The organism is Arcobacter cryaerophilus gv. crypticus (genome assembly GCF_002993025.1).
Lineage (GTDB): Bacteria > Campylobacterota > Campylobacteria > Campylobacterales > Arcobacteraceae > Aliarcobacter > Aliarcobacter cryaerophilus_B.
This window is the reverse complement of record NZ_NXGI01000009.1, coordinates 53,214-80,171: the sequence shown is the minus strand read 5'-3', so window position 1 is coordinate 80,171 and position 26,958 is coordinate 53,214. Positions and strand designations below refer to the sequence as shown.

General features: G+C 24.5%; 34 protein-coding genes. 15 read left to right on the top strand and 19 right to left on the bottom strand.

Translation table 11 applies throughout. The features are described 5' to 3' along the window. Positions 1–85 precede the first annotated feature (85 nt). The 3 genes from CJ670_RS05255 to CJ670_RS05245 all read right to left on the bottom strand — a co-directional run bounded on the left by CJ670_RS05255 (position 86) and on the right by CJ670_RS05245 (position 2,499). Positions 86–883 carry a Fic family protein gene (locus tag CJ670_RS05255; protein ID WP_105939139.1) on the bottom strand — a complete coding sequence of 266 codons (798 nt, stop codon included), beginning with the start codon at positions 881–883 and terminating at the stop codon, positions 86–88. Between the two features lie 105 nt (positions 884–988). Beyond that, a complete protein-coding gene (locus CJ670_RS05250; RefSeq protein WP_105939138.1) occupies positions 989–1,912 on the bottom strand; it encodes a helix-turn-helix transcriptional regulator in 924 nt (307 codons plus the stop codon). 68 nt (positions 1,913–1,980) lie between these two features. After that, entirely contained in the window at positions 1,981–2,499 is a 519-nt protein-coding gene (locus tag CJ670_RS05245) for a hypothetical protein (RefSeq protein ID WP_105939137.1), read from the bottom strand. A 326-nt stretch (positions 2,500–2,825) separates the two neighbouring features. Here CJ670_RS05245 and CJ670_RS05240 point away from each other — a divergent pair, with 326 nt between their 5' ends. Further along, positions 2,826–3,644 carry an agmatine deiminase family protein gene (locus CJ670_RS05240; protein ID WP_105939136.1) on the top strand — a complete coding sequence of 273 codons (819 nt, stop codon included), beginning with the start codon at positions 2,826–2,828 and terminating at the stop codon, positions 3,642–3,644. A 27-nt stretch (positions 3,645–3,671) separates the two neighbouring features. Here the strand turns inward: CJ670_RS05240 and CJ670_RS05235 are convergent, their stop codons facing one another. The 4 genes from CJ670_RS05235 to CJ670_RS05225 all read right to left on the bottom strand — a co-directional run bounded on the left by CJ670_RS05235 (position 3,672) and on the right by CJ670_RS05225 (position 5,960). Further along, the gene (locus CJ670_RS05235) at positions 3,672–4,535 is read right to left on the bottom strand and encodes a hypothetical protein (protein ID WP_105939135.1); all 864 of its coding nucleotides are present in this window, start codon (positions 4,533–4,535) and stop codon (positions 3,672–3,674) included. A gap of 58 nt (positions 4,536–4,593) precedes the next feature. Next, entirely contained in the window at positions 4,594–4,719 is a 126-nt protein-coding gene (locus CJ670_RS11040) for a hypothetical protein (RefSeq protein ID WP_280951914.1), read from the bottom strand. A 157-nt stretch (positions 4,720–4,876) separates the two neighbouring features. Next, positions 4,877–5,083 (bottom strand): hypothetical protein, encoded by a 207-nt coding sequence (locus CJ670_RS05230; RefSeq protein WP_105939134.1) that lies wholly within the window; start codon positions 5,081–5,083, stop codon positions 4,877–4,879. 544 nt (positions 5,084–5,627) lie between these two features. Further along, on the bottom strand, positions 5,628–5,960 hold the full coding sequence (locus CJ670_RS05225; protein WP_483414923.1) for an SLOG family protein: 333 nt from the start codon (positions 5,958–5,960) through the stop codon (positions 5,628–5,630). Positions 5,961–6,074: 114 nt separating this feature from the next. Here CJ670_RS05225 and CJ670_RS05220 point away from each other — a divergent pair, with 114 nt between their 5' ends. After that, positions 6,075–6,758, top strand: coding sequence for a hypothetical protein (locus CJ670_RS05220; protein ID WP_105939132.1), 684 nt, complete (start codon positions 6,075–6,077; stop codon positions 6,756–6,758). Between the two features lie 62 nt (positions 6,759–6,820). Here CJ670_RS05220 and CJ670_RS05215 read toward each other — a convergent pair whose 3' ends face one another. The 11 genes from CJ670_RS05215 to CJ670_RS05170 all read right to left on the bottom strand — a co-directional run bounded on the left by CJ670_RS05215 (position 6,821) and on the right by CJ670_RS05170 (position 15,148). Next, complete coding sequence (locus CJ670_RS05215) at positions 6,821–8,506, bottom strand: DUF262 domain-containing protein (RefSeq protein ID WP_105939131.1); 1,686 nt, start codon at positions 8,504–8,506, stop codon at positions 6,821–6,823. 74 nt (positions 8,507–8,580) lie between these two features. Continuing rightward, positions 8,581–8,880: a hypothetical protein gene (locus tag CJ670_RS05210; RefSeq protein ID WP_105939130.1), complete on the bottom strand. Its 300-nt coding sequence runs from the start codon at positions 8,878–8,880 to the stop codon at positions 8,581–8,583. 10 nt (positions 8,881–8,890) lie between these two features. Then, positions 8,891–9,352 (bottom strand): hypothetical protein, encoded by a 462-nt coding sequence (locus CJ670_RS05205; RefSeq protein WP_105939129.1) that lies wholly within the window; start codon positions 9,350–9,352, stop codon positions 8,891–8,893. After that, the gene (locus tag CJ670_RS05200; RefSeq protein WP_105939128.1) at positions 9,353–9,748 is read right to left on the bottom strand and encodes a hypothetical protein; all 396 of its coding nucleotides are present in this window, start codon (positions 9,746–9,748) and stop codon (positions 9,353–9,355) included. Between the two features lie 361 nt (positions 9,749–10,109). Continuing rightward, on the bottom strand, positions 10,110–10,268 hold the full coding sequence (locus tag CJ670_RS10825) for a hypothetical protein (protein ID WP_165785186.1): 159 nt from the start codon (positions 10,266–10,268) through the stop codon (positions 10,110–10,112). Then, entirely contained in the window at positions 10,265–11,905 is a 1,641-nt protein-coding gene (locus tag CJ670_RS05195; protein WP_105939127.1) for an ATP-binding protein, read from the bottom strand. The genes CJ670_RS10825 and CJ670_RS05195 overlap by 4 nt, the downstream gene beginning before the upstream one ends. Before the next feature lie 255 nt (positions 11,906–12,160). Next, the gene (locus tag CJ670_RS05190) at positions 12,161–13,294 is read right to left on the bottom strand and encodes a hypothetical protein (protein ID WP_105939126.1); all 1,134 of its coding nucleotides are present in this window, start codon (positions 13,292–13,294) and stop codon (positions 12,161–12,163) included. Continuing rightward, positions 13,295–13,522 (bottom strand): hypothetical protein, encoded by a 228-nt coding sequence (locus CJ670_RS05185; RefSeq protein ID WP_105939125.1) that lies wholly within the window; start codon positions 13,520–13,522, stop codon positions 13,295–13,297. Positions 13,523–13,535: 13 nt separating this feature from the next. Continuing rightward, positions 13,536–13,928 (bottom strand): DUF2958 domain-containing protein, encoded by a 393-nt coding sequence (locus CJ670_RS05180; RefSeq protein ID WP_105939124.1) that lies wholly within the window; start codon positions 13,926–13,928, stop codon positions 13,536–13,538. Then, on the bottom strand, positions 13,913–14,275 hold the full coding sequence (locus tag CJ670_RS05175; protein ID WP_105939123.1) for a hypothetical protein: 363 nt from the start codon (positions 14,273–14,275) through the stop codon (positions 13,913–13,915). Before CJ670_RS05175 ends, CJ670_RS05180 begins: the two co-directional genes overlap by 16 nt. 51 nt (positions 14,276–14,326) lie before the next feature. Continuing rightward, positions 14,327–15,148, bottom strand: coding sequence for a metallophosphoesterase (locus tag CJ670_RS05170; RefSeq protein ID WP_105939122.1), 822 nt, complete (start codon positions 15,146–15,148; stop codon positions 14,327–14,329). Positions 15,149–15,339: 191 nt separating this feature from the next. Between CJ670_RS05170 and CJ670_RS05165 the strand changes: the two genes are divergently transcribed. The 4 genes from CJ670_RS05165 to CJ670_RS05150 all read left to right on the top strand — a co-directional run bounded on the left by CJ670_RS05165 (position 15,340) and on the right by CJ670_RS05150 (position 17,366). Continuing rightward, positions 15,340–15,882, top strand: coding sequence for a hypothetical protein (locus tag CJ670_RS05165; protein ID WP_105939121.1), 543 nt, complete (start codon positions 15,340–15,342; stop codon positions 15,880–15,882). Positions 15,883–16,413: 531 nt separating this feature from the next. Continuing rightward, positions 16,414–16,578 carry a hypothetical protein gene (locus CJ670_RS10820; RefSeq protein ID WP_165785185.1) on the top strand — a complete coding sequence of 55 codons (165 nt, stop codon included), beginning with the start codon at positions 16,414–16,416 and terminating at the stop codon, positions 16,576–16,578. Positions 16,579–16,708: 130 nt separating this feature from the next. Further along, positions 16,709–17,002, top strand: coding sequence for a type II toxin-antitoxin system HigB family toxin (locus CJ670_RS05155; protein WP_105939119.1), 294 nt, complete (start codon positions 16,709–16,711; stop codon positions 17,000–17,002). Between the two features lies 1 nt (position 17,003). Beyond that, complete coding sequence (locus CJ670_RS05150; protein ID WP_105939118.1) at positions 17,004–17,366, top strand: helix-turn-helix domain-containing protein; 363 nt, start codon at positions 17,004–17,006, stop codon at positions 17,364–17,366. A gap of 217 nt (positions 17,367–17,583) precedes the next feature. Here CJ670_RS05150 and CJ670_RS05145 read toward each other — a convergent pair whose 3' ends face one another. Beyond that, positions 17,584–19,569 (bottom strand): transporter-like protein, encoded by a 1,986-nt coding sequence (locus CJ670_RS05145; protein ID WP_165785184.1) that lies wholly within the window; start codon positions 19,567–19,569, stop codon positions 17,584–17,586. Between the two features lie 62 nt (positions 19,570–19,631). Between CJ670_RS05145 and CJ670_RS10815 the strand changes: the two genes are divergently transcribed. The 9 genes from CJ670_RS10815 (at position 19,632) to CJ670_RS05105 (ending at position 26,719) form a co-directional block, all read left to right on the top strand. Beyond that, the gene (locus CJ670_RS10815; protein WP_165785183.1) at positions 19,632–19,793 is read left to right on the top strand and encodes an SRPBCC family protein; all 162 of its coding nucleotides are present in this window, start codon (positions 19,632–19,634) and stop codon (positions 19,791–19,793) included. A gap of 60 nt (positions 19,794–19,853) precedes the next feature. Next, positions 19,854–20,330, top strand: a complete 477-nt coding sequence (locus CJ670_RS05140; protein WP_105939143.1) for a glutathione peroxidase — start codon at positions 19,854–19,856, stop codon at positions 20,328–20,330. A gap of 88 nt (positions 20,331–20,418) precedes the next feature. Continuing rightward, positions 20,419–21,177, top strand: a complete 759-nt coding sequence (locus tag CJ670_RS05135; RefSeq protein ID WP_105939116.1) for an SDR family NAD(P)-dependent oxidoreductase — start codon at positions 20,419–20,421, stop codon at positions 21,175–21,177. After that, complete coding sequence (locus CJ670_RS05130; RefSeq protein ID WP_105939115.1) at positions 21,174–22,421, top strand: MFS transporter; 1,248 nt, start codon at positions 21,174–21,176, stop codon at positions 22,419–22,421. The genes CJ670_RS05135 and CJ670_RS05130 overlap by 4 nt, the downstream gene beginning before the upstream one ends. A 56-nt stretch (positions 22,422–22,477) precedes the next feature. Continuing rightward, positions 22,478–22,966: a lipocalin family protein gene (locus CJ670_RS05125; RefSeq protein WP_105939114.1), complete on the top strand. Its 489-nt coding sequence runs from the start codon at positions 22,478–22,480 to the stop codon at positions 22,964–22,966. Further along, entirely contained in the window at positions 22,963–24,201 is a 1,239-nt protein-coding gene (locus CJ670_RS05120; RefSeq protein WP_105939113.1) for an NAD(P)/FAD-dependent oxidoreductase, read from the top strand. The genes CJ670_RS05125 and CJ670_RS05120 overlap by 4 nt, the downstream gene beginning before the upstream one ends. Beyond that, complete coding sequence (locus CJ670_RS05115; protein WP_105939112.1) at positions 24,202–24,966, top strand: DUF1365 domain-containing protein; 765 nt, start codon at positions 24,202–24,204, stop codon at positions 24,964–24,966. Between the two features lie 2 nt (positions 24,967–24,968). Further along, positions 24,969–26,195 (top strand): SAM-dependent methyltransferase, encoded by a 1,227-nt coding sequence (locus tag CJ670_RS05110; RefSeq protein WP_105939111.1) that lies wholly within the window; start codon positions 24,969–24,971, stop codon positions 26,193–26,195. Next, positions 26,192–26,719 (top strand): DUF3833 domain-containing protein, encoded by a 528-nt coding sequence (locus CJ670_RS05105; protein ID WP_105939110.1) that lies wholly within the window; start codon positions 26,192–26,194, stop codon positions 26,717–26,719. Before CJ670_RS05110 ends, CJ670_RS05105 begins: the two co-directional genes overlap by 4 nt. Positions 26,720–26,958 lie beyond the last annotated feature (239 nt).

The following is a 26,958-nucleotide window of genomic DNA, read 5'->3' as shown; positions in this document are numbered from 1 at the left end:
GAATACTCTAAAACTTAGCTCAACCTTATAGACGCATCATAAAGATTTCATGGCTCACTTTGAAATGCGCACGGTGGCCAAATCATTATGCGTCAAGTGGCCAAGTGTCAATGCGCGCGGTGGCCAAATTCTTTGCGTCCCTACAATAACCTTTTCTATCATCATTTATTGCACTTGACATTGAGTATAATCTTGATATTTTTGAATTCTCTATTTTTGATAGAACTAAATCTGTAATTGCTCTTGCAATTCTTCCGTTACCATCATCAAAAGGGTGAATAATTACAAACCAAAGATGAGCTATACAAGCTTTTATTAAATCATCATTTGTAGAATTAAACCAATTTAAAAAAGTTTGCATCTCTTTTTCAAGTATAGATTTTGGAGGTGCTTCATAATATACAATTTCATTACCAGCATATCCACCAACTACTTGCATAGTCTCTTCACCTCTAAAAGTAGCTACATTTATAGCATTAAATTTATCATAAGCTTTTGGAAAAATTGCTCCATGCCATGCAAAAAGTCTTTCTTGTGTCAATTTGGCATCGTAGTTTGTATTTGCATCTATTAATACTTCAATTAAGTATTCAATTGAGTTATCAATTTTATTATAATCAATATCCCTAAATCCAAACTTCTTTGCAATAGAGGCTTTTACACTATCACGATTTAATATTTTTCCCTCAATAGCTGATGTGCTTATAGCTTCATTTTCTAATGCTTGAGATTGTCTTTGTATTATAGTTTTATTATCAATAGTTTGAGCAAGAGCGATTAGATAACCCTGTTGTATGGATACTTTTTGAATCAAAGATTCTAACTTTTTAAATTCATAAGTAAAATTGGGATAATTTTCTTGTTGCCAAATCCATTTTTTCATAGATTTATTCCTTAAATGAAACGATTATTTTATATAATCATACCATAATTGGTATGATTTATTGATTTTTTCGTACCATTTTGTTTTTATGAAATAATGGATATTTTATATCTCTTCCAAATACCCTTGTACTCTATCTTTTATCTCATCTGCTAAACTTTGTGGCTCTAACACTTTTATATATGGAATATAGTATAAAATAAGTGGGAGTATTTCCATATTATTTGAAATTTTTATCTCTATTTCTATTGAGCCATCTTTATCTTCTCCAATTATACTTTGACCTCTAAGAGGTTTTCTTTCAAAATATTTTCTAATTTGTTTATCTATAAACAATCTTACTCTAAACTGAACATCCAAATTAAACCAAACACTATTTGCATATTTTAATCTCTCTTCAACAATAGCTGGAATTTCAAATTTTGAATTAAGAGTTTCTATATTTTTTATAGATTTTAGGTGATATTTTTTGAAAGTTTCTTTATCTTTTTGTATATGAAATGCAAGTAAATACCAAAAGCCATCAAAGAATGCAAGTTTTAGTGGTTTTACATGAAAATTATATTTTTCATAATCAAACTTTATCTCCTCTTTTTCTTTAATAGCTTTTTCTATTTTCTCAAACAAAGCAACAGTTTTATCTTCAAGATATTCACCATTTACATTTGTAAATATTGGGTGATCTAGTTGTTGAGTAATTTGAGATAATAGCGAGTGAGCTTTTGAGTAAAATATATTTCCAGCACTCTTTGCCATCTCATCTAAAATACCAAGAATAAGTCTTTCATTTGTATTTAAATCATCAGAGGCAAGTTTTGGGTCAATTTTCCAAGTTCTTCCCTCTTTTATAGCTCCTAAATCACTTAATACTTCATATAAATCTCTTTGAATTGTTTTTGTACTAACATCTAACTCTTTTGCAAGTTCATTTATAGTAAAGCCGTGAACATTGTTTTTCAACATTTCATAAATTTGATTTATTCTGTTGTATTTTGTATTGTCATTTTGTTTTTGAATAATTTTTGGCACTATTTTCCTTTGTGTAAAATAGTTTTTATTTTACATAACATTTATTAAATCCTTATATAATTTAGACACTATTTTGTCCTATATTTTAAAATATTTCTAATATAAATTTTAAAAGAGAGCCAAAAACTACTCTGTAACTCATTTTCAATAGAAGCATAAATATCAAAATAGTTATCCAAATAATATTTATAATAGTTTGTAGTACAAAGTATTTGAATATATCTAGCAAAAAAATAACTATCTTTTATTAGCTCTTTCTCTTCTTTTTTTAATTTTGAGTAATCTTTGCAAATAGCTATTATTTCATTTAGTTTTTGGATTTTTTCATTTAACTCATCATTTAAAAAATCTAAAGTATCTATCACCACAGATATATTATCTTGAAATGAAGAATTATTTATATTTTTATCTATGATAACTGTTGAAAAATCAATATTTTCATATTTTATATTTATATAGAAATTTATATTTTTTATCTGTTTAAATATGCAAATATAATTTTTAAATGTTTTATTGTAAACTCTATTTTTAAGTCTAAAAAGATTTGCTATATTTTCCTCTTCTATTGAATCTAATATATTTTCCATAAACTACCCCCCCCTATATTAATTTATAAAAGTATAAGTTTTTATGTGGACATATTATTGTCTATTTTAATTAATTTTTAATCTGCAAATTCATCATTCCTCATCTTCTTTACTTCATTATATTTTTTTAAAGTAATTTCGTAAGACAGAAATATGTCCTAATCTTTCAATACAATTTCTTATACCAAAAAAAGGAGAACTAAATGAATTTTGAAAAATTTATTGAAAAAATAAACAGTAATATTGAATATAAAACTATTGTTAAAAAGGTTTTATCTAATGAACACTTTTACTTTTAAATTTAGATTATATTTTAGGACTTAAAGATGAAAACAATTAGACTATCAAAACTTCTTTTTACTAACTATCCAAAAGAATCACGAAACTTAGTAAAGATTTTAAATAAACATAATATTTCTTATGAGATTTTGAAAAATACAAAAGATATTTGGACTAGAGATTTTATGCCATTTTGTCTTGATGATGGAACTTTAGTATCTTATATTTATGAACCTGATTATTTACAAAATGGTAAATATCAAAACATCAAAACTAAAATTGTTTATGAAAAAAATCATATTGATTTAGTTATTGATGGTGGAAATTTCGTAAGATATGAAAACAAAGCTATTATGACAGATAAAGTTTTCAAAGAGAATCCCTCAAAAACAAAAGATGAAATCATTAAAATTATCAAAACAAAGTGTGATTTAGAAGATTTAATCATCATTCCAAAACAGCCCTACGATATATATGGGCATAGTGATAGTATGGTACGATGGATTGATGAAAATAGTGTTTTAGTAAATGATTTTTCTATTGAATCAAAAACTTTTAACAATAAATTGATAAAAGCTTTGAAAAAACACTATCTAAATATCAAAGCTATGAAATATACTGACAGCTTTTTTACAAAAGATAGAAATTGGGGAGCTTACTTAAATTTTGTAAAAATAGAAAATGTTTTAATAGTGCCTATTTATGGGATAAATGAAGATTTTTTAGCTTTGGAACAACTGCAAAATATTTATAAAAATTGTATTATTGAGCCTATAAAATTTGATTCAATTATAAAAAATGGTGGTGCTTTGCATTGTGTTTCTTGTGAGAAAATTGAATTTGGAAAAAGAGGAAAAGAGAGATAAAAGAGAATTTTAGTTCTCTTTTATGCTTTACTTACAACATTTAACTTGATTTTGCCAAGGGAAAATCACTTTTGAAGTTGAACCTATTTGTTGTAATCTTTCATTCCACGAAATGTTAATACCACAAGCAATATTTTTAAACTCATCTTCTGTAAATTCATCAGTTTTTGCATTATTACACCAATAACATGATGCAACACAATTTGAATCACTGTAATTACCATATGCATTTTTTTGATCAATTTCCAAACAATAACCTCTATATCTTTTTGTATATAATTGATTTTTTTTACCTAATTCATTAATTTGAGAAATGGAAATACCACAATAATAACAATTATCTTTAATTAACATTTCAACAAATTTACACCAAGATAAAGGGAATGTAAGAGAATTTGAATTTGGTATTTGAGAAAAATATTTAATTTTGGTAATGCTATTTAAATGATTAAAAATATCATTTATTGGATAATTATTAATTTTATCAAATAAATATCCATGATTATATTTTGTTGAATATAAATGTTGATTTCGACTTCCAACAAGTTTATTAAACTCATTTAGTAATAATTGGTTGTTATAATCTCTTACTTGAATATCTTTATATTTAGAATTTAATTTAGATTCTATTAATTTGCAAATATAATCATCGATATCTTTAGGAATATTCATTATCCAACTACTTTTAATTCTAAAAGGTAACTCCACAAAAATTTGATAATAAGGCTTTTTTGTCTTTTGGTCTATATATTCAAGAATTAAATATTCAATATCAAATACAATAGAACAATCAATATTATTTACATTATTCTTAAAAGTATAACTTATATTTTTAGACTGTTGTTGCGACCTAATACTTACAAAACTATAACTTACATCTTTTTCATCCATTTTAAACTCCTTTTTTAATTATAAATATTATATCTTTATTATTATTATTATTTAAATCTTAAATATTTTCAAAAAACTTTTCGTTTTTTTCATTCAATTTACAAGCTTTTTCATAATCCATAATCCACAGAGCTTTATTATTTTCTTTTTCTTTGGAATATGGATTTCCATATTTTTTTATCAAAGCATTATACTTTACTATTTTGTGGAGTATCAATAAGTAAACTTCCCAAATATGGATATTGAATAAATCCAATATTCCACATAAAGAGGTAGATTCATATCTTTTAGATATGCTATTTTTTTAGTTCTTCTTCCATATGAACTTCTTTTTTCATATTTTAATTCCAACTTGTGATAGCTGCATATAGTGCTGGATTTGTTTTTAATAAATCTTCCATTTCATCTTGTTCTTCTTGTGAACCATTTCCAAAAGGAACTGTGTGTTTTGGATTAACAGCTTTTTGAAAATTTATTTTTTGAGGTTTAGGTGCTACATATTTTTTACCATTTACAAGCAATTCCATTTCCATTAACTCTTCAAACATTTTTTTACTTCTTTAGTGTGAGTTCTATTTTTTTCTTTAAGTTCTCTTTGTCTAGCCATCTCTTCTAAAGTATCCATTTCCATCTGTTTATCCTCACTTTTTAGTTTTAATAATCACTTCAATAGAATTTTCTAATTCTTCCAACATTTAAATAATACTCTTTATTTTAAGTCAAAGAAATGATTAAAGAATTATAACAGTCAATAAAGACACATTTTTGTCCATTAAAATTAATGCTAAACCTATAATTTTATTATAAATTTTCACTCCAACACTCAATCAAACTATCTAGAAAAATCTTCTGCTTTGGATATTTTTTCATAAACTCTAGTATTTCATTTTTTGTTAATCTTATTGCTTCACTGCACTCATCTAAGATAGTTTCATATTCAGCAGAATTTTGTTCGTTCCAAAAGCATAAATATCATTATAAACAGTATTAAACACCATAAAATAAGTTTCTCTTTTCCTTATAGTTGCTACATATTCAGTTAATGTTTTTAATAATCTTGGCATTTTTTGTTCCTTTTATTTTTTTTAATTGTTAATATTTAACTACTATTACTTCTTTTTCTAAAGTTTTTGCAAAAGTTATTGTATATTTTGTTCCTGTTGAATAACCATTCCAAAAGGCAACTATTAAATCTGATTGTATAACAATTTGTCTATTTCTAAAATGATAAGCTCTTTTGTGCTTTTTAAAATCAGGATAAAATACTAATGTTTCTATATTGTTTTTATTCGCCCATTGAACTCCCATAGTATCAGCACCTTTTGCTCCACCACTTATGATTTTTGTAATAGTATTTTGTTCTTGAATTTTTTTCATAGTAGTATCAAGAAGCTCTTTATTTTTGAAATCTCTACTTCCTATTATTGCTACATTTGATATTTTTCTCCTTTGAAAGATTTAAACAATTATATTTATTTATAAAGACATATTTTTGTCTATATTTATCTTTATAATTAAAGAAAAACAGTAAGGCAAGCTATGCAAAAAAGATATTCAATTACATTAAAAAACTTTTTAGAAAACAAGAAATTTAACAATAAATCTTTTTTTATAAATGCAAATGATGAATTGGTACTTGAAAATGATAATAAAAAAGTAGATTTAGGTATATTTTTTAAACTAATTCTTTCAAAGAAATCAAATGATTTAAAAATAGAGATATCTTTATACTCATGGTCAAATATAAAACAATCTTTAGTTCCTATAGATAAATCAATCTGGAAAGATTTTGAGTTTGGAGCTGGAAAACATATACCAAAGATAGAGAAACATTACAAAAGCATAATTGACAACTTTTTAAATATATTTAAAGAGTTAAAATATTATTGGCATCTAAAAGAACTTATTCATAAAATGGAACACCCTATTTTTAATTTTCATTACAAATTACTAAATACTTTCTCAAAAAAATCATTAGAAGATATATGCTTAAAACATTTTAACAACTACCCAATTTTAAATGTAGCAATTCTTAAAACAAAAGTTTATGACCGAATCCATTATCTTTTTTTACCTAATTATGTTAATGGATTTTATATATTTGGAATTGAAGCAAGTGTTGATTTGGATGAAACTGATTATGCAATAATTGAAAATGATTCAAAAGAGATTTTAATGCAAGAGTGTTTAAAACTATTGGGAGTTGAAGATGAAAAAAACTAATTTTTTTATAAAATTTGATAGGAAATAGCAGTTTTTCGCTATTTCCTTAAATTATAACTTAATTACTTTTGAAGAAGTAACATAATTTCATTTACTAAGATTTCACTTCTATTTTTAATATCTTCAATTGACCATTCAATTTTACTCATCAAATACTCATTAATTTTCACATTTCCACTTTGTAATCCAATATTATTTCCATTTTCACTTATAGATGTTTTATCATTAAAGGATTTATTCGATAAATTTGAGTTATAGCAAGTTAATGTTAAATTTCCAAGCTTATGAACATATTGTTTTCTTATTTCTTCATCAATGTTTAACCAATCTGTTTTTTTATCTGGATTTTGTGGCATTATATGTTCGATTGACCAAATTAATTTTGGTTTTTTTTCTCCAGTTGTTTCCCAAAAATTCACTTCACTTTCTTTTGTTCTTTTTGATTTTTCTAATTTAGTGAGTAAACATCTAGTTGCTCCTGTATTTATTTCATATAAATCATCATTAACCAATCTTTCTTTAAATTTTTCATCACTTTGATAATTTTTGTCATTTTTCAAAAATGATTCAACTACCTCAAAAGAATAACCTTGTTCATTAATTTTTGAAATTAAATCAATAAAAATTTGGTCTAGTTTATTTGTAGCTGGGTAATCTGTTATATGTCTTCTAATAAACCAATTTTCTAATAAATTTAAAAGATTTGCAAAATCTACATCTTTGAAATTTGAAAATAAAAAAAGAAGTAATGAATATGCTGGAGCTATTCCTAATCTTTGTAAATCAATTAACTTTTCTCTATATTTATTTTTTTCTAGTGGCTCTGGATGTACAAATTGATTATATATTTTTGCTTTTTCTATTAATCCATCAAAAATAAACTTTACATCTTTTTCTATATGCTCTGAATAAATTTTAATAATATTTGATTTAGTTGCTTTTGTATAACCTTTTATTCCAATTTTTTCATCATTTTGAAATGCATGATAATAATGTCTTAAAAATCTCACTTGGTCATTAAAATCATCAATACTATCTAAAATTTTTTGCCATTCTTTATTATTTTGTTCAATGTTTTTAATTTTATTTTTTGCTAATTGTGCAAAGATTTTATTTTTTATCAAATCAATAGGACTAAGAGGCATTCCTCTATTATTAATACTTTCAAATAAAATGAAAGCATCTTGGTCAGATTTCACTTCAATTCTAACTACTAAAGCACCATTTATTTTATCAAGTAAATTAAAAAATTCATCAACAGTATAATCACTAAGTTTCTCTTCAAAATAGTTATATGCTTTAAAAATTCTTAGTCTGTTGTCAAAATTCTCATTTTTGTTATTAATGATTTTATCTATAAGTTTTTCATATTCAGATTTATTATTACTTTGTAATTGAAGTTTATTTTTTTTATCATAAAGAGAGGATTCAAGATTTAAAAATTCCCTATTTTTTGCCCTATCTGAACCAAAGATTGTAAATTTATCATTTAATTTTTTAAAAATAGCTAATCTAAAAATAGATAAAGTTGTTAGCCTTTGTTGTCCATCAACAACTTGCATTGGTGTATCGCCATCTACAATACATATTAATGTACCTAAAAAATAATCTTTATCACTTTCATTTAAATCATTAAAAAGATTTTCCCAATTTTCTAATCTCCAAGAATATTCTCTTTGATATTCAGGTATTTCATAATATACATCAAATAGATTTTTTATTGATATTGCAGCTGCTTTATCTATCATTTTACTAACTCCTCATAAATTTGATTCAATTATAACTATTTACCACTTATTTCTATTCTATTATTCAAAAATAATCAGACAATCTCCCACAATATAGATTTAGAAAGTTTATGAGTTGGGATTTTATTTTCCCAAGATTCATTTTTTATCCAATCCCTTTCAATTCTTCTATTTCTTGAACTAACGATTTGCTTATAAATCTTTTTTCTAGGATTATTTGGGTATTTTGATTGTTTGAGTTTGTAATCTTCTAAAAAATCAACTGATAGTTCTTTTTTAAATTTTATTGGATTTAAATATTTAATAGTTTTAACTATTTGACCAAACTTATCTTTTTGAATATGTTTTTTCTTTGTTTTCCAAGTTCCTTGCAAAATAGACTCCCTAATCAAAATATTGATAATAAACTTTTAAATCACTCCAAAATTCCCCAATTTTTAACATATCTTCCCATTCTAAATGATTATGGTCATAAAGACAGTGAAACCACCAACAATGATAATCATTTTTCATAGGATGATTTTCCCATCCCCTAAATTCATTTTGATTATCTTCTAAACTCCAAGGATAAGTATTTGATTTTTTTGATATACCTTTTAGGTATTCATTTATTTCTGTTACAAAATTATCATCATCTTCTTTGTAGTTTTCATCATCTTTTCTTAAAATAAAATGTATTTTTAAATCAATTTCATAATCATCAAGAATATCTGTTTCATCAGCCACTCTTTTAGACAATTCAATATCAAGTTTTACAGCTTCTTTTATGATTTTTTCTTGAAGATTTTGTAATCTAAGATTTAATTTTAATAATCTTACTTTTTGAGTTTTAGATAGATTTTGCATTTATTTATGTCCATTTTCTATCATTTCATCATTATCATCTTCATAAGCTGGTGCAAATTCCATATCAGGATATTTCTCTTTTAATTTTTTATAATCAAAAATTGAACCTAATCTATGTAATTTTCTATTTACATACACAAAAGAGATTTTATTGTCTTGTAATCTTATTGATTCTTCTTCAAACTTTTTTGTAGTTAATCTATGTGCTTTTGAATAAAATACTTCAGCTGCACTTTTTTCTTTTGATTCCATAGAGTATATCCACCAGTAATATTTATACATTTTGGGATCAGGATGAACATTTGAACCAGAAACAAAAATAGCCATAAAATCCTGACCTCTTTGCTCTAAGCGTTTTTTTGCATTCTCTTTTGTAATTAATTTTGAAGGTATCATGTATTATTCTCCTATTTGTTATAGAAAAATTATATGAGATTATATGGACAGTTTTTTGTCTATTTAGAAAGATTTTTTAGCTAAATCATCAAATTTCATAAATAGCTCAAGATCATTGATAAAAGATGAATCCAATTTATCATAAGACCTTTTCATTCTTTTGTATTTACCTATTTGATTTCTTTCTTTGGCTTTGTACATTCCTCTTATTAGGTAATGATACCTAACAAGATTTTTTGTGTAAGTTAAGATTTTTCAACTTTTAATAACTTGATATGAAAGTTCTTCATGATTATGAAAAGAGTATTCACCTGTTATTTTATCTTTCTCGTCTTGAAATGTAATAATAGGTTTTCCAATATCATGTAAAAAATGATGGTATCATCTTATATTGTTTATGTCTTGCAGTATGATAAACAAGTGCTAAAGTATGAAGTAATACTCCAAATCTATGATGTTTATTTTGTTTTAAAAAGAGTGTTATAAAAAACTCTTTTCTAAATACTCTTTTTAATTTCATTTCAAAAACCCCACTTTTAAAATATTTTCATCATTATTTTTAAACTCAATCTCTTCTTTTATATACTCTAGTATTTCATCAAAATCAAACTCTTTTTGATTTAGAATTTTATTTATTAGGTATTTTCTTGTTACATTCTCTATTTGTCCACCACTTAAATCATACTTTGATAGTTTTTCATAGATTTTATCTTCAAGTTCTGGTAATTTTGATTTCCAGATAAACTCTCTAGTTTTTGCTGTTGGTCTATCAAATTTTATTTTATTTAAAAATCTTCTTGAAAAAGCATCATCCATATTATCAATCAAGTTTGTTGTAGCCATAAAAATACCATCAAAGTTTTCTAATTCTTCAAGTAAAATATTTTGCATAGTATTATTCATTTGACCAACTGCATCTGTAACATCTAATCTTTTTGAAATAATTGCATCAGCTTCATTAAAAAGAAGAATTGGTTTTGATTTTAAAATAGTACAAGCTCTTTTATATTCATCAAATATAGCTTTAGTATTCTTTTCACTCTCACCTACCCACTTTGATTGAATAGAGCTAATATCTACTTGAAGAACATCTCTTTTTGTAAGTTTTGCTATTTCATAAACACTTGCTGTTTTACCAGTTCCAGGGAATCCATAAAAAATAGAGACAATTCCTGATGGTAAATTTGCTTTTTTTAAATCTTTTATGATTTTATTAAAGTTTTTACTTTCACAAACATCTTTTAACTGGTTTATATCTTTTGCTATTTTTTCATCTAAATATATCTCATTTTTTAAAGAGCTATATTTAATATGCTTTGTAAAATTTGATTTAAACTCTCTTTTTTTAGTTTTATCTTTTGATTTCAATAAAATCGAAATTGCTTTTGATGTTAGTTGAATATCAGTTGATGAGTCAAACAAACTACTTCTTTCATCAAGTCTTACAAGTTTATCTTTAAAAATAGGCAACTCTTCTTTTAAAATAAATTCTAGATATTGTGCTCTAAGAGATAATTCATCAAAAAGCATTTCACAAATTCTATTTGCTCTTTCACCTCTATTTCCATCTATATATTCATAAATAAGATACATTAATATTAATTTCTCTCTTGTAGAATATTTTGAAACAAGTTGTGTAAATGCTTGTTTTTCATCTAATTTATTAAATACTTTATAAGCTTCATCCATTAATCTATCTTGAGTTAATTTTTTATCATCTTTTTTATCAATTAAATCTGCAATAACTTTCACAACACTATAAATATCACTAAAATCAACATCATCTAAATAATCGTAACCCAGAATTAGTTTATTAAAAATCATATCATCTATATTAAAATCTGGACTAATCTTTGAGCTTTTTCCTCTTCTTCTTTCAGACAAAGCAATAAGACCTTTTTTCTCTAACTTGTATGCAATATTTAGGTATTTTAAATAATCATCACTTTCAAGGTTAAAATCTTTTTTTAAATCTGAAAAACTTGTTGAATAGTTACTCTCAAGTTGATAAGAGATAATAATACAAAATATAGCAGCTTCATCTATTGAAAGATTTAAATCTTTTTGAATTTGTTTAATAGTTATATTTTTTTTATAGTTTGAAAAAAAATCTTCGTTATCTTTTAGTATTGATAGTTTTGAATATAAGCTTTGCATTTGATAAACTCCTTATGTTTTATATAAGAAGTTTATAGTTTTAAGTGGACAAAACTATGTCTCTTTAATTTTATTAAATAAAATATTTATAATATTTACTGAACTAATCTAATTTATATCTTAGTATATTAATTATTTATATTATTTTATTTTGGATTTTTTAAGGGATTTCCCTTAAAGCACATCATTCACCCAAATTAGCGTATGCGATTTTGTACGGTGATTGGTCGATGTGCCTATTTATTTTCTCATTTTCTACTTTTTTCTACTTATATCATCTTCAAACAGTTCATTTAATACTTTTAAAAACTCAATATTTTCACTATATGGTGAACTCTCAAAAATAGCTTTTATATCTTCAATATCTAAAAAATAATTATCTATTAAGTCTTGTATTGTTTCTTGATTTTCTTCTTCAAATAAACTATTAACAAGTTCTCTTTCATAATAATTTAAATCTGAATATCTTCTTTTTGTAAAGCAGTTGATGATTAAATCTCTTCTATCAATATCGGTATCTTTACATTTTAACTTACATAATTTTCTTTTTTCAATAATTTCAATAGCTTCTTTTTCCGTTTGTTGAATAAGATTTTTAGCTTTTCTAATTATTTCTAATTGTTCAAAATTAATTTCTTTTTTATGAAGTTCACAAGAAGTATAATACCAACCTTCAAAAACTCTATTTTCACCAGCTTCTCCACAAACTTCACAAATAGTTAGTGATTTGTCTTCTGCAATATTTACTAAATCTAATATCTCTTTTTGGATATGTTTAGAAAAATTATCATCAGAATAATCAAATTCAAACTCTCCATACTTACTATCTAGTACATAAACAGTAGGTAGCTCACAATTCTCTTTTTTACATAAATCTTGAATATCTTTTGCTAAATTAAAGGCTAAATCTATCCACCCATTTTTAATATAAATTCTACATTTTTGTAGTATCTCTAAGCTTCTAAGTTTCTCTTTATTTTCATTTGATAAAGGATTTAAAGCTTCTTTTTTTGCAACAAGTTTTCTTAGTGTTGGAGATTTAATTTGACTTGATTTTAAAGGAATAAAAGGAGTATTAGGAATTTTTTCTACACCAAATTCACTATTCCAAAAATCAAAAAATCCACAATAAGGAGAATTTATATAAATAGATTCAATATTTTTTACATCAGATTCATAAGCACTTAAAATAGCTTTTAAATCATAAATATCTTTTATTTCTTTAAACATTTTTGAGACAAGAACTCTTTCTCTATTTGTTAAATCATCATATTTAGTTTTTTTGAAACAATCTATTATCTCTTGTGTAGAAAATTTTCTTTCCTTTAAAAGAATATTTCTATTTAAAATATGTGGTAAACGATTATATGTTTTAGTGTAATCTTCCATTTATGTTACCTTTGAAGATTTTGACATTCTATGTTTTCCAGTTCTAATAAATAGATGACAAAAGCTTTCCCAATCTATTAGATATATATAAGCTTCGTTATCAATTTTACAATAAGTGCTACCTTTTGCACTTTCTTTCCAAAATTCATAAAAAGGTAATTTTTTAATATCAGCTTCTTTTATATATCTATCTTGATATATATCTAATCCAAAATATGTTTTTTGCATTTTATTCTCCTTTTTAAAATTCTTCTATCACTTTTTTTAAAGTTTTATGAGACCAGTATAAATCTAATTCAACATTCATATCTATTAGCTCACTAATAGGAACATAACCTAACTCAGGCTCATCACCACTCAAAGAAACCAATCCAAAAGCTTGTAATTGTTCATCTTCTATATCTTTTTCAGTAATATAAAAATCACTATCATTTATAAAGTAATGTAAATATACAATAGCACTATCTCCTTCACCATCTGTATCATAAGTTTTAGGCATATTTTTTATTGTTTCAAAAACTTCATTTATTTTAGCAATATAAAAATCTTTTTCTTCTGTTCCTAAAAAGTTTTTAATAGCAATTAATTGAGTTTTACTAATAAAAGCTTCTAAGAATTTTAATTTATCTTGCAAACGTTTTCTCCAATTTTTTTAAAATAAAATCCTCTACAACTTAATGTATTGTTTTTGGCACAAAGCTCTTTAAAAAACCATTGAACTTCATTATCACTTTTACCAAATAGATTATGTTCTGTCATTAATTGATTTTTAACAAAGCTATCATCAAAAGAGAAAACATTAAAAATTTTATCTTGCTCAAACTCTCTACCATTTTGAATATTAATATCTGAAAAACTATACCCTTTGCAATTATCATCATATTGGAATGTAAAAGTATTTTTTGATGAATCATAAGTTAAAATTCCAAAATCTTTTTCCCATTTATCTTTTACTTTTAATTTTTTAATATTATTATTCATAGTGTTCCTCTATCTTCATAAATATCTAATCCAAAATATGTTTTTTCCATTTTAAACCTCTATTTGCTTAATTTTAGTCCATTGTCCATTTCCACTCTCTTTATGATAACCTAAAGGATTACAGATACATTTAACATTAAACTCTTCATACTCTATAACATTATGATTATGTCCAAATATCCAATATTGCATATTTCCATTTTTAAAATATTCTTCTCCATCAAAACAAAAAAAAGTGCTTGAAGGATTTTGATATTTAAATGGTAAATACTCTTTTTTTGCACAAGGATTAACATGAGTAATCATTACATCACAATCTTTATAGACCTTTTCTATTTTAGGTTTTTCAATTTCATAAATATCATCAAAGTTTTCAATTTCTAAGATGTTTTTATAATCAGGTGTACAGTTTTGCCACATAATATTAGTTGAATATTTTTGGAAAAATTTATGAGGATAGTTTACTTGTAAAAAACCCTCATTGTACCAACCATTTGCTCCACCAAATTTAATGCCGTCTATTTCAACTATATCTCCATCTAAGCAATACATTCCTTCTACTTTATTGATTAATGCTCTCATATTATCAACTCTCTCATAAGAGCCTTTAAAAAGTGATTTATTCTCTTTCCCTGTTAAGTAGTAATCGTGATTTCCTAAAACACAAACTATATTTTTATAAAATTGTTTTAGAATTTTCAATATCTTTATATTTTGATTATTGTTATGTCCTAAATCACCAGCAATTACTAATACATCCCCACAATTATTAAAATCAATAAATTGACTGTAAAACTTAACTACATCATCATTTGTATATTTATTGTAAAAGTAATTATCAAAGTGTAAATCACTTAATATATCTATTTTCATTTATTGCTCTTTTTTTATTTTTAAACCATAATTATTAATATAGTTAAGTTTTATAAACCAACTTAATCTATTTTGACTATTATATATTAAGTAAATGTAATTTGTCAATAGTAAATTAAGCATATTAAGTTTAATTTATATAAAATTCATAAAATACTTAACTATATTAATAAAACTAAAAAAGGCTTTTTATGACAAAAGAACAAATAATGGTAGAACTCTTTGAATTTTCAGCTCCAACTTATTACAAATGGACAAAAAAAGAGAAAAGAAAAATATTTGATTTACTTAATTACGCTTTTACTTTAGAAGAGTTAGAAGAGTACTTAGCTAGTGGAAAAATCCAAAAAATTGAAATAATTAGTAATAATGAAGGTCTTGTAAATAAAATTAAAGAGTTTAAAAATGAATTGATTGAAAACTCTAATACATTTATTGCAAATAATGTATTAGAAAAAATAAAAGAGCATTATATTAATAATGATAAAAAAATAGATATTGAAGAGCTAAGGTTTGAGCTATTTAATTTAAATAACTACTATTTTATAGAGTGTGCAGATGAAGAGTTTGTAGAAAAACTAAATGATTTTGATATGAGATATAACTCATATACTAATTCATTAGATTCTGAAGATAAAACTCTTGATACTATTAGCTCTTTGACAAGATACAAAGTAATTACGCATATAGAAAGAACTCCTAAAGAAATTTTAGAGTTAGTTATAAATTTTTGATAATAGCAATTTTAAATTATAAAGATATTCTTAGATTGATATAATGATTTTAAAATATTGTATTTTTATCTATTAAAAATAAAAAAAATTTATTAGTACTAGCGAATCTAATACAGTACAAATAACAGTACAAAATATTTAAACTAGATACAAGTGCCTATAAAATAGGATTTAAATATATTATTTTAGTTACAGATAGTTCCTGTGAAGTTACTTCCAAAAAACTAAAATTAACTCAAATAAGCCCTTTTTATAGGGCTTTTCTCTACAGAAACAACTTAAATAAAATCAAATATTATTGCGGCATAATTTATGGTAAATTTTAAAAGACAAAAAGGAATTACCGTTAAAAATGGCAAAATTAGTAAAACCACTATCAGATAAAGATATTAAATTTTGCAGAATCCAAAGAAAAAGAGTATAAATTAAGTGATGGAAAAAGAGAAGAAGCTAGAAAACTTTTAACAAAAAATATTGGCTATATTAGAGAAAAATATAAATGTGATATTAGTGTTATATTTATATTCAAAAATGAAAACTCATATTGATTTTGTTTGCCCTTTACCAAGACAAGCAATAGATATTATAAAACAAATAGAGCCTTATTCGAGACATAGGAGCGAGTTTGTATTTCCATCACCTTTTAAAGTGGATAGAGGAATTTCTGGAGCAATATTATCAGATACATTAAATTAAATTAGCTTATAAAAATATAAATATTTTGAAGAGAAAAAAGAGTTAATGCAATGGTGGGCTGATTGGTTGGATAAATTAGTAAAATAAATAGATTAAGTTCCCTATAAAGGAACAAAGGATAATATTACAAATGAACATAATAAGTAAAAGAACATTAGTGCAATTTTATGAAAAACATCCACAAGCCAAAACACCTTTGGAAGTTTGGCATCAAGATGTAAAGAAATCAGAATGGAAAACTTCTGATGATATTAAAAAATTCTATTCTAGTGCATCTTTTTTAGAGGATAACAGAGTTGTATTTAATATAAAAGGAAATGATTATAGACTGATTGTTCATATTGATTATTTAAGAAAAATTGTAAGAGTTAAGTTTATTGGTACTCATGCAGAATATAACAAAATAAATGCAAAGGAAATCTAAAATGAAATTAAAAATTTTAAAAACTGAAAAAGATTATGATAAAGCTCTAAATAGAATTGATGAGTTAATGGAACTAAATCCAAAAATAGAAACTCCTGAAAGTGATGAACTTGAAATATTAGCTTTATTGGTTGAAAAATATGAAGAGCTAAACTGGGATATTGAAACTCCAGACCCAATAGAAGCTATAAAACATAGAATGGAAGAAATGAATTTAAAACAAAAAGATTTAATACCTTATATTGGAAATAAAAGTAAAGTATCAGAGCTTTTAAATAGAAAAATATCTTTATCTTTAACAATGGTTAGAAATTTATCTCAAGCTTTACATATTCCTGTAGAAACTTTAGTCAAGACTATATAATTATATGGCTCGACTTTTTAGGATTTTTTTAAATCCGTTTTAAAAGTGAGCAAACAATTCTCTAGATAGTATATTTTTAGGGTGAACAAAATCCAGTTTAAGATACTTCTTCGAGAATCACTACAAACAAGCAAGCTATATCAACTTATTTCAAGCTAAAAAAATATATCATCAAAAATATCATCAAGCCTGAAAATTTCGACTACTGTAATTACTTTTATTTTTTTTTCTTATAACCAAAAGGGAAAAATAGTTCATTTGGACGTTTTAATATCTCAATAAATAGATTTTTTAAAAATGAGAAGAAGTTTCCAAAATTTGTATCTCTTGATAGAAGTGATACTTTTAACGCCAAAGTAAAACTTACAATCAAATTTACAAATCCTATCATTAAAACGCACATTAAATAGTACAAAAATAAATTTATTGATATATCAAAATGCATTGAGGTGTATCCTAAATATGCGCTTGAAAATGCAACATGCGAAATATCAAGTGGAAGATTTAGTAAATATCCAATCCAAGGTGTTATTCCCAAAAGAATACCAAAAAAGAAGTTTCCTAATATTGAACCATAATGCTCATGCAAATATGTTGCAAATTTTTCTCTATATTTATCATTTACAAGTTTTTTAAGTAAAGGTTGATGATAGTATCTATCTTTTAACTCCAATAAATCAGCTCTATTATCAAAATATCCAGAGATTAATCCAGATAAAAAAAGCCATAATCCAGCAATTGCTGCATAAAAGAGTGCTATATTTGGTTCAAGATTTTTTAAATAGTATTTTATATCCTCATCATCTAAAATTATATAACTATTTTTTATAGCTAAGTAAGATATCAAAAATGCTACACTTATTGCTAATATTACATTTCCAGCAATTGCTGAAAATTGAGAACGACTAACTTGAAATATTAAATCAATAATCTTTTTTTGATTTGCCTTATTATTTTCATCTTGTTCTATCTCTTGGGCTAGTTTTGATGCTGTCATAGCTGGTTGTTTTGTAGCAACAGTAAAACCTAAAATATGTATAAATACAAATCCCAAACCATAATTTAAACTACTTAAAAATGTTTGAGTTCCTATTGAAAATTCAGCTTGAGTGATATTTATTTTTATAAGTGCCATAATAGCTATTATAATTCCAGCTCCAGCTGCACTAAGAAACATTTTCAAATAGCCTTTTAAATCACTTGCTATATAGTGTTCACCATGTTCACTTGTATAGTTTGTAACACTTCTTGCTACAATTTTTATCCCTTGTTTATACAAATCTATTAGTGAATTTTTTTTGCTATTTTTTAAAACTGCTTCTTTAAAAAAATTTATTAAAATTTGACTTGAATCTTTTGTATCGAAAAATTTTATCAACTCTAAAATGTCTTCAACTCTTTTTAGCATTTGAGTTAATCTTTCAAGCTGATATGTTAAATTTATTGAAATACCATTATGAAGAGATTTTCTTTTTAAAGCATTAACTTGCTCATAAGATTGTTGCAATAAAACATCTAACTCTTCTAATTTTGATTTTGAAGTTTCAATATTTACAAAATCTGATTGAATAGATTCTATATACGATGCTATATTTCTTTGTAATGCTATAAAAGCTGAATCTTTATTTAATAAATTTTTATCAAGCCTAATAAAATTTGAATCAAACTCTTCAGCTGCTATCCAAATAGATAAAATTTCAAGTGCATCTAAAAGTTCATTAAAAAGATGATTTTTTGTTTTAGATATATTTTTTGAGTTATTAAATAAAGCTTTAAAAAACTCTATCCATATACTATTTTCAATAGAACAAACCCATTTAAAATCATCTTTTTTATTAAATATAGTTCCAAAAATATACCTCAAGTCACCTTTTTTTGGTGGATTTGGTAGAAATTTATTATAAAATCTCTCCCTTGCTTCATAAGAGAAGTAGTTGTTTGATAAAATCCCAAAACTAACAATATTTGTAGATATTTTTGATTCTATAAAAACTTGATTTAAACAGCTTGATATATTTTGTGCTAACTCATCTTTTGAGTTGAAAAAATCAATAATTTTATTTATTGACTCTAAACTAAAAGCAATATCATCTTTACTATTTGGTCTAATAAAAGAGATAATATATTTTAACTTATCAATAATATCAATATCTTCACTGCCAATATTTTCTAGTAACTTTTTAAAACTTTCATCTATATTCAAACTAAACCTTAATCTTATTATCTAAAACATTATAATTTAAAATTTATTAGCTTTGGCTATAAATGAGTTTATATAATTTATGTGAGTTAAAAGATAGTGTTAAGTTTAAATTACCTTTTGGTATATTTGGAAAATTAATTGCACCATTAATTAAAAAAGATATAAAAAATATGTTTGAATATAGACATCTTCAAACAAAAAAATATTTTAGTAAAAAGGATTAAGATATGAGATTTATTTTTGGTATATTTTTGTTTATAACAACTTTATTTGGAGAGGAAAATATGAGTATATATGATATTGAAGTAAAAGATATAGATGGTAAAGTTTTTACTATGAAAAAGTATGAAAATAGGGTGATGTTAATTGTAAATGTTGCTAGTAAATGTGGTTTTACAAACCAATATGAAGGTTTAGAAGAGTTACATAAAAAATATTTTGATAAAGGATTATCAGTTTTAGGTTTTCCTTGTAATCAGTTTTTATCACAAGAACCAGGAACTGAAGAAGAGATTAAAGATTTTTGCTCATTAACTTATGGCGTAGAGTTTGAAATGTTTAGTAAAATTGATGTAAATGGAGAAAATGCTCACACTTTATATAAATTTTTAAAAGAGAGCTCAAAAGGAGTTTTAGGAACTGAGACAATAAAATGGAATTTTACAAAGTTTTTAGTTGATAAAAATGGTAAAGTTGTAAAAAGATATGCACCTAGTACAAAACCTAGTGATATTGAAAAAGATATTTTAGATTTACTATAAAAATAAACTATATTTTATCAATTAACATATTAGTTATACAAAAAAACTTTATTCTGTAATAAACTACTTAAAATTTATAAGGATTTTTATGGAAAAAAGAGTTTGGATTATAGGTTCTAGTGGTGCAATTGGTTTTGAACTTGTTAAAATATATTTACAAAATGGATTTAAAGTAGTTGCAAGCTCTAGAGATATTGAAAATTCAAAAGATTTTTTGAACTTAAAAAGTGAGTACAAAACAGACTTAAAGCTCTTAAATATAGATGTTTTAGATGAACAAGCTTCTAAAGGAGTTGCTCATGAAGCTTTTAATAATTTTAATGGGCTTGATATCTGTTTTTATAATGCTGCTGTTTATGAATCTATGAGCTATGAGCAGTGGAATATATCAAATTTTGAATCTATGATGAATACAAACTATTTAGGTGCAATTAGAGTTTTAAAACCAATAATTAGCCATCTTGAGAATCAATCAAATTCTTCAAAAATAGTTTTAAACTGTAGTTTGGCTAGTTATTTTGGATTACCTTATGGTGGAGCTTATAGTGCTTCAAAAGCAGCTTTATTAAACTTTGCACAATCAATTCAACCTGAGTTAAAAAGAAAAAATATCAATCTTCAAGTTATAAATCACGGCTTTGTAAAAAGTAGACTTACTTCAAAAAATGATTTTAAAATGCCTCAACTTATGGATCCAGATTTTGCTGCAAAAAAGATATTTGAAGAGCTTAATAAATCTTATAGATTTGATATAACTTTTCCACTATTTTTATCAAGTTTTTTAAAGTTTTTATCAATTTTACCATATAAAATTAGTCTAAAAATTACAAGTAAATTCTTAAAATGATTAAAAATAGTACACTATTTTTTTATGGTATTTTAGGAGTTCCTATTGCTTTTTTGGGATTTCCTTTGTACATATATTTACCACCTTTTTATGTTGAACATATTGGTTTAAATATTGGGTTTGTTGGAGTTATTTTATTATTTGCAAGATTAATAGATATGGTTGCAGACCCATTTATTGGAAGATTTTGCGATATTTATAGTTCAAAAATTAAAATTATTTTAATATCATCTATTTTTCTAGTTATTTCTCTATTTTTTTTAGTAAAACCAATATCAAATAGCTATTTATATCTATTTGTTTTTTCTATAATTACATATATTTCATATAGTTTTGTTTTAATTCCATATTTAAGTTTAAATGCAATTTTAGGTAAAAATGAGCTTGATAATACAAAACTTGCTTTTTCAAGAGAAATTTTTATAATTTTAGGGGTTTTAATATCACTTTTACTTCCATATATTTTTTTAGTCTCAAATGATTCAAAAAAAAGTCTAGAACTTTTATTATCTTTTGTTTTAATTATATTTCCAATAGCTTTAATACTTTTTTATAATAAACTTAAATCTTTAAAGATAAAAAGTGAAAATATAGTTCATAACAGTTTTTTAAAATCTTTAAAAACACTGTTTAAAAATCATCCAAATCAGAAAAAACTCTTTTTTGCTTTTTTATTTAATAACTTAGCAAATGCACTTCCAGCAACTCTTTTTTTGTTTTTTGTTAAATATATTTTAGTTTTAGAAGAGCATACAGGATTATTTTTAATAATTTATTTTTTAAGTGCAATTGTTGCTTTTCCTATTTGGATAAAAATTTCAAAAAGCATATCAAAAAAATCAACTTGGATTTTATCTATTTTTGTTGCTATTGGTGCATTTATTTTTGTTCCTTTTTTAAATGAGGGTGATTTTTTGTTTTTTTCTATAATTTGCATAGTTACGGGAGCTTGTCTTGGGGCTGATATGGCTATTCCATCATCAATTCAAGCAGATGTTGCAAGTTTTATAAAAAAGCAAGAGGATTTAACTTCTGTTTTATTTGGTTTTTGGGCGATGATTACAAAACTATCCCTTGCTTTTGCTCTTGCAATATCATTTATAACTTTAGAGTTTACAAGTTTTGATAAGCAAAATATAAACGAATACTCAGTTTTTGCAATAATATTTTTATACTCAACTCTTCCAATAATTTTTAAGATTTTTGCAATATTATTTTTAAATAGATATGAAATGACAAAATGAGTGTACAAAACTATAGGAATTTATAATAAATTATTAAACTTAAATTAGGAGTTTAATTGAAAAATTTATTATTTATTTTTTTATTTGTATCTTTTTCATTTTCAAATGATTTTATTGATAAAGTAAGGTTTTCAGGTCTTTGGTATGAAATAGCAAGAGTTGAAAACAAATTTCAAACATCTTGTGTTGCATCAAGCGTTGAGTACAAACTAGAAGATGATGGAACTTATGATGTTTTTAATAGATGTTTTGAAAATGAATTGAATGGGAAATTAATACAATACAATGGTTTTGCAAAATTAGAAGATAATCAACTTTATATGAGATATTTTTTTGTTTTTAGAAGTTCATATAAGATTGATTATATAAATAATTACAAAACAGTTGTTGTAGCAAATGATGATTATTCAAATCTTTGGATTATGAGTAGAACTCCAAATATAGATAAAGATGAATTAGAAAAAATATTAGATGATTTAAAAAATAAAATGGATATCTCAAAATTAGTTTTTACAAAACTTGATCCAAAAGGAAGATATAGATGAAAATAGCGGTTTTAGGAGCTGGAATAAGTGGGCTTGGAAGTGCTTATATTTTAAGCAAAAAACATGATGTATATCTTTATGAAAAAGAGAATAGACTAGGTGGACATGCAAGAACAACTGTTGTTCAAGAAGATGATAAATTTTTTGGAGTTGATACTGGATTTTTGGTATTTAATTATCCAACATATCCTCTTTTGACAAAACTATTTAAAGAACTTGATGTAAAAATAGAGAACTCTGATATGAGTTTTGCATTTTGGGATATAGATAAAAATATAGCTTACAATGGTTCATCTTTAAAAGGAATGTTTGCTCAAAAAAGAAATTTATTCTCTTTTTCTCACTATCAAATGATAAATGATATTTTAGCTTTTAATAAAAAAGCAAATAGAGATTTGATGATTGAATCAAAAGATTTAGATAAAACTTTAGGTGAGTATATAAAAGATTACTCAAAAGCTTTTAAAAATAGATATCTTCTTCCTATGGGAGCTGCTATTTGGTCAACTCCAAGCAATGAGATGAATAATTTTCCAGCAAGAACATTTTTAAAGTTTTTTAAAAATCATGGGCTTTTGGGAGTAGCAACACATCATCAATGGCTTACTGTTTCAAATGGAAGTATAAATTATGTTGAAAAAATAAAAGAGAAAATATCTGGAAAGATATTTTTAAACTCTGATGTTATAAAGATAAAAAGAGTTGATAATGGTGTATATTTAATACATAAAGATGGTGGAAAAACTTTTTATGACAAAGTAGTTTTAGCAATGCATGCACCTGAAGCTTTAGAGATTTTAGAAGATCCATCACCAAAAGAAGTTGAGATTTTAAGTGCTTTTAAATATAAAGAAAATAGTGCTGTTTTACATAGCGATAATAATATTTTGCATCCAAACAAAAAAATGTATGCAGCTTGGAATTATACAAGCTCAAATATAGAGAATAATGCGGTTACTTTAACTTATTGGATAAACTCTTTACAAAATTTAAAAACAAAAAAAGATTATTTTGTATCTTTAAATGAGACAAAAAGTATTAAAAATGTTATTGAAAACATATCATACGACCATCCTCAATTTGATTCAAAAGCTATTTTGATGCAAAGTAGAAAAGATGAGATTTGTGGAGTTAATAATACTTATTATGCTGGTGCTTATTGGAGATATGGATTCCATGAAGATGGACTTTTAAGTGCTACAAAAGTTGCTTCAAAACTTATGTGTGAGTTTTAAATGCTAAATAAAAAATCAAATCATAATATTTTTGAAGGAACAATTTATCACAAAAGATATCTTCCAAAAAAACATGAGTTTAAATATAACTTTTACCTTCTTGATATTGATGTTTTTGATTTAGAAAGTTTAAAAAACACTATTTTTTCTATAAATAGACTAAATCTTATGAGTTTAAAAAGTGTTGACCACTTTGGAACAACTATAGATTTTATTAAAAATATAGAAAATCTTTTAGAAAAATTTGATTTAAAAGCCAGTTCAAAGATGAGATTTTTAACACTTCCTAGAGTTTTAAACTTTGTTTTTAATCCTATTAGTGTGTTGGTTTTATTTGATGAAATAAATCTTCCAACTCATATTTTAGCTGAAGTTCATAACTACAATGGCGGAAGAGTTGTTTATTGCATAAAGCTTGAAAAACGTGAAAAAAATGAAAACTCATATTTTGGAGTTGTAAAAAAAGATATGTATGTCTCTCCATTTTTTGAGTGTGAAGGAGTTTATGAGTTTGAACTAAAATATGATGAGAATAAACTATTTATAAAAATAGATTTATATGAAAATCAACAACACAAATTATCAGCAATTTTTAACTCAAAATCAAAGCCTTATAGTTTTAAAAATATATTAAAAGTTTTTATAAAATATATGTTTAGCACTTTTTTAGTGGTAAGCAGAACATTTTATCATGCTTTTAGGCTTTATTTAAAGGGTTTAAAAATCTACTCTCCAAGAGATAATGACAAAATAAAAAGGTATTAAAGATGAAAAAATTTTGGAATAAATTTGCAGATAACTTCTTTTCAAAGATTCAAATAGGAACTATAGAGGTTATTTTTAAAGATAAAACAGTAAAACTTTATGGTGAAAAAAAACTTCAAGATAAAATAACTTTAGAGATATATAATAATAGATTTTTTATAAAAACAGTTCTTTATGGAGATATTGGGTTTGCTGAAAGCTTCATAGATAGAGATTTTGAGACTTCAAATCTTACAAAACTAATAGAACTTGCACTTTTAAATGCAAAATATTTAGGAACTACAAGTGAAAATGAAAAAAACAAACTAATAAATATAATGCCATTTTTTAATAAGCTAAAACATAGTTTAAGACGAAACTCAAAAACAAATGCAAGAAAAAATATCTCAGCTCACTATGATTTATCAAACGATTTTTACAAACTTATGCTTGATAGTACAATGATGTATTCAAGTGCAGTTTTTGAAAATAAAGACCAATATTTATACGATGCTCAGAAAAATAAACTTGAAAAACTATCATCTAAACTAAATATTAAAAATGGCTCAAAAGTTCTTGAAATTGGTTCAGGATGGGGAGCTATGGCTATTCATTTAGCAAAAGATAAAAAATGTGATGTTACAACTGTAACATTAAGTGTTGAACAAAAAAAGCTTTGTGAAGATAGATTTAAAAAAGAGGGAGTTGAAGATAAAATCGATATTTTATTAAAAGATTACAGAGATTTAAAAGGTCAATTTGATGCAATTATTGCTGTTGAGATGTTTGAAGCTGTGGGAAGAGAGTATTTTCATATATTCTTTAAAAAGTGTCAAGAGCTATTAAAACCAAGTGGGGTTTTGGTTTTACAAGTAATTACAATTCCAGATCAAAAATATAAAGCCTATTCAAAAGGTAGTGATTTTATACAAAAGTATATTTTCCCAGGTGGTCATTTGCCAAGTATTTTAAAACTTTTAGAGACAACTTCAAAACACACAAGATTGAATTTAAATCATCTTGAAGAGTTCACGGAGCACTATGCAAAAACATTAAATATTTGGCATGAAAATTTTGAGAATAATTTAGATGAAGTTAAAAAACTAGGATTTGATGACTATTTTATAAGAATGTGGAGAATGTATTTAAACTATTGTGAAGCAGGATTTTTAACAAGAAATATAAATCTTCATCAACTAGTTTTTACAAGAGATCAAAATATAGATTTAAATAAAGGATTAATCGCATGAAAAATTTATTATTAATTTTTATAACAACAATTTTATTAACAGGATGTGCAAGTATGAAAATAGAAGATTTTAGCAATACAAAACCAGAGTTTATTCCTCAAGAGTATTTTAATGGAAAATTAAGAGCTTATGGAATTGTAAAAGATAGAAGTGGAAAGATAATTAGAAGTTTTAGTGGAACAATGATTGGGTCATGGGATAAAAACGGTGTTGGAACTTTAGATGAGTTTTTTGTTTATGATGATGGTGAAGAGATGAAAAGAGTTTGGACTTTAAAACCAACTTCTGATAAAAAGTTTATAGCAACTGCCAATGATATAGTTGGGGAAAGTCCTATGATAGCAAATGGAAATACAGTAATGATTGATTATGTTATGAGAACACCTTATAAAAGTTCAACTATTGATTTAAGTGTACAAGATTGGTTGCATCTTCAAGATGAAAAAGTTATCATAAATCACTCAAAAATGAAAAAATTTGGATTTGTAGTTGGAGAGTTAGTAATTACAATAATAAAAGAGTAGATTCGCTAATCTTATCTCAAAAAACTAAATAAATAAGCCCATTTTGGGGCTTATAATTTGATGTCTACACAGAAGTAAAGAAACTTATAAAAGCAAATAAACTTCCTATTATTAAAACTGATTCACTCATTGATATTCTCCAAATATTAAATATTTCAAATAATATCAATAAAATTTAAAAATATCTAAAAAAATTGCAATTTGTAATGTTTTTATTTTTAATAGAATAAAAACAGCAT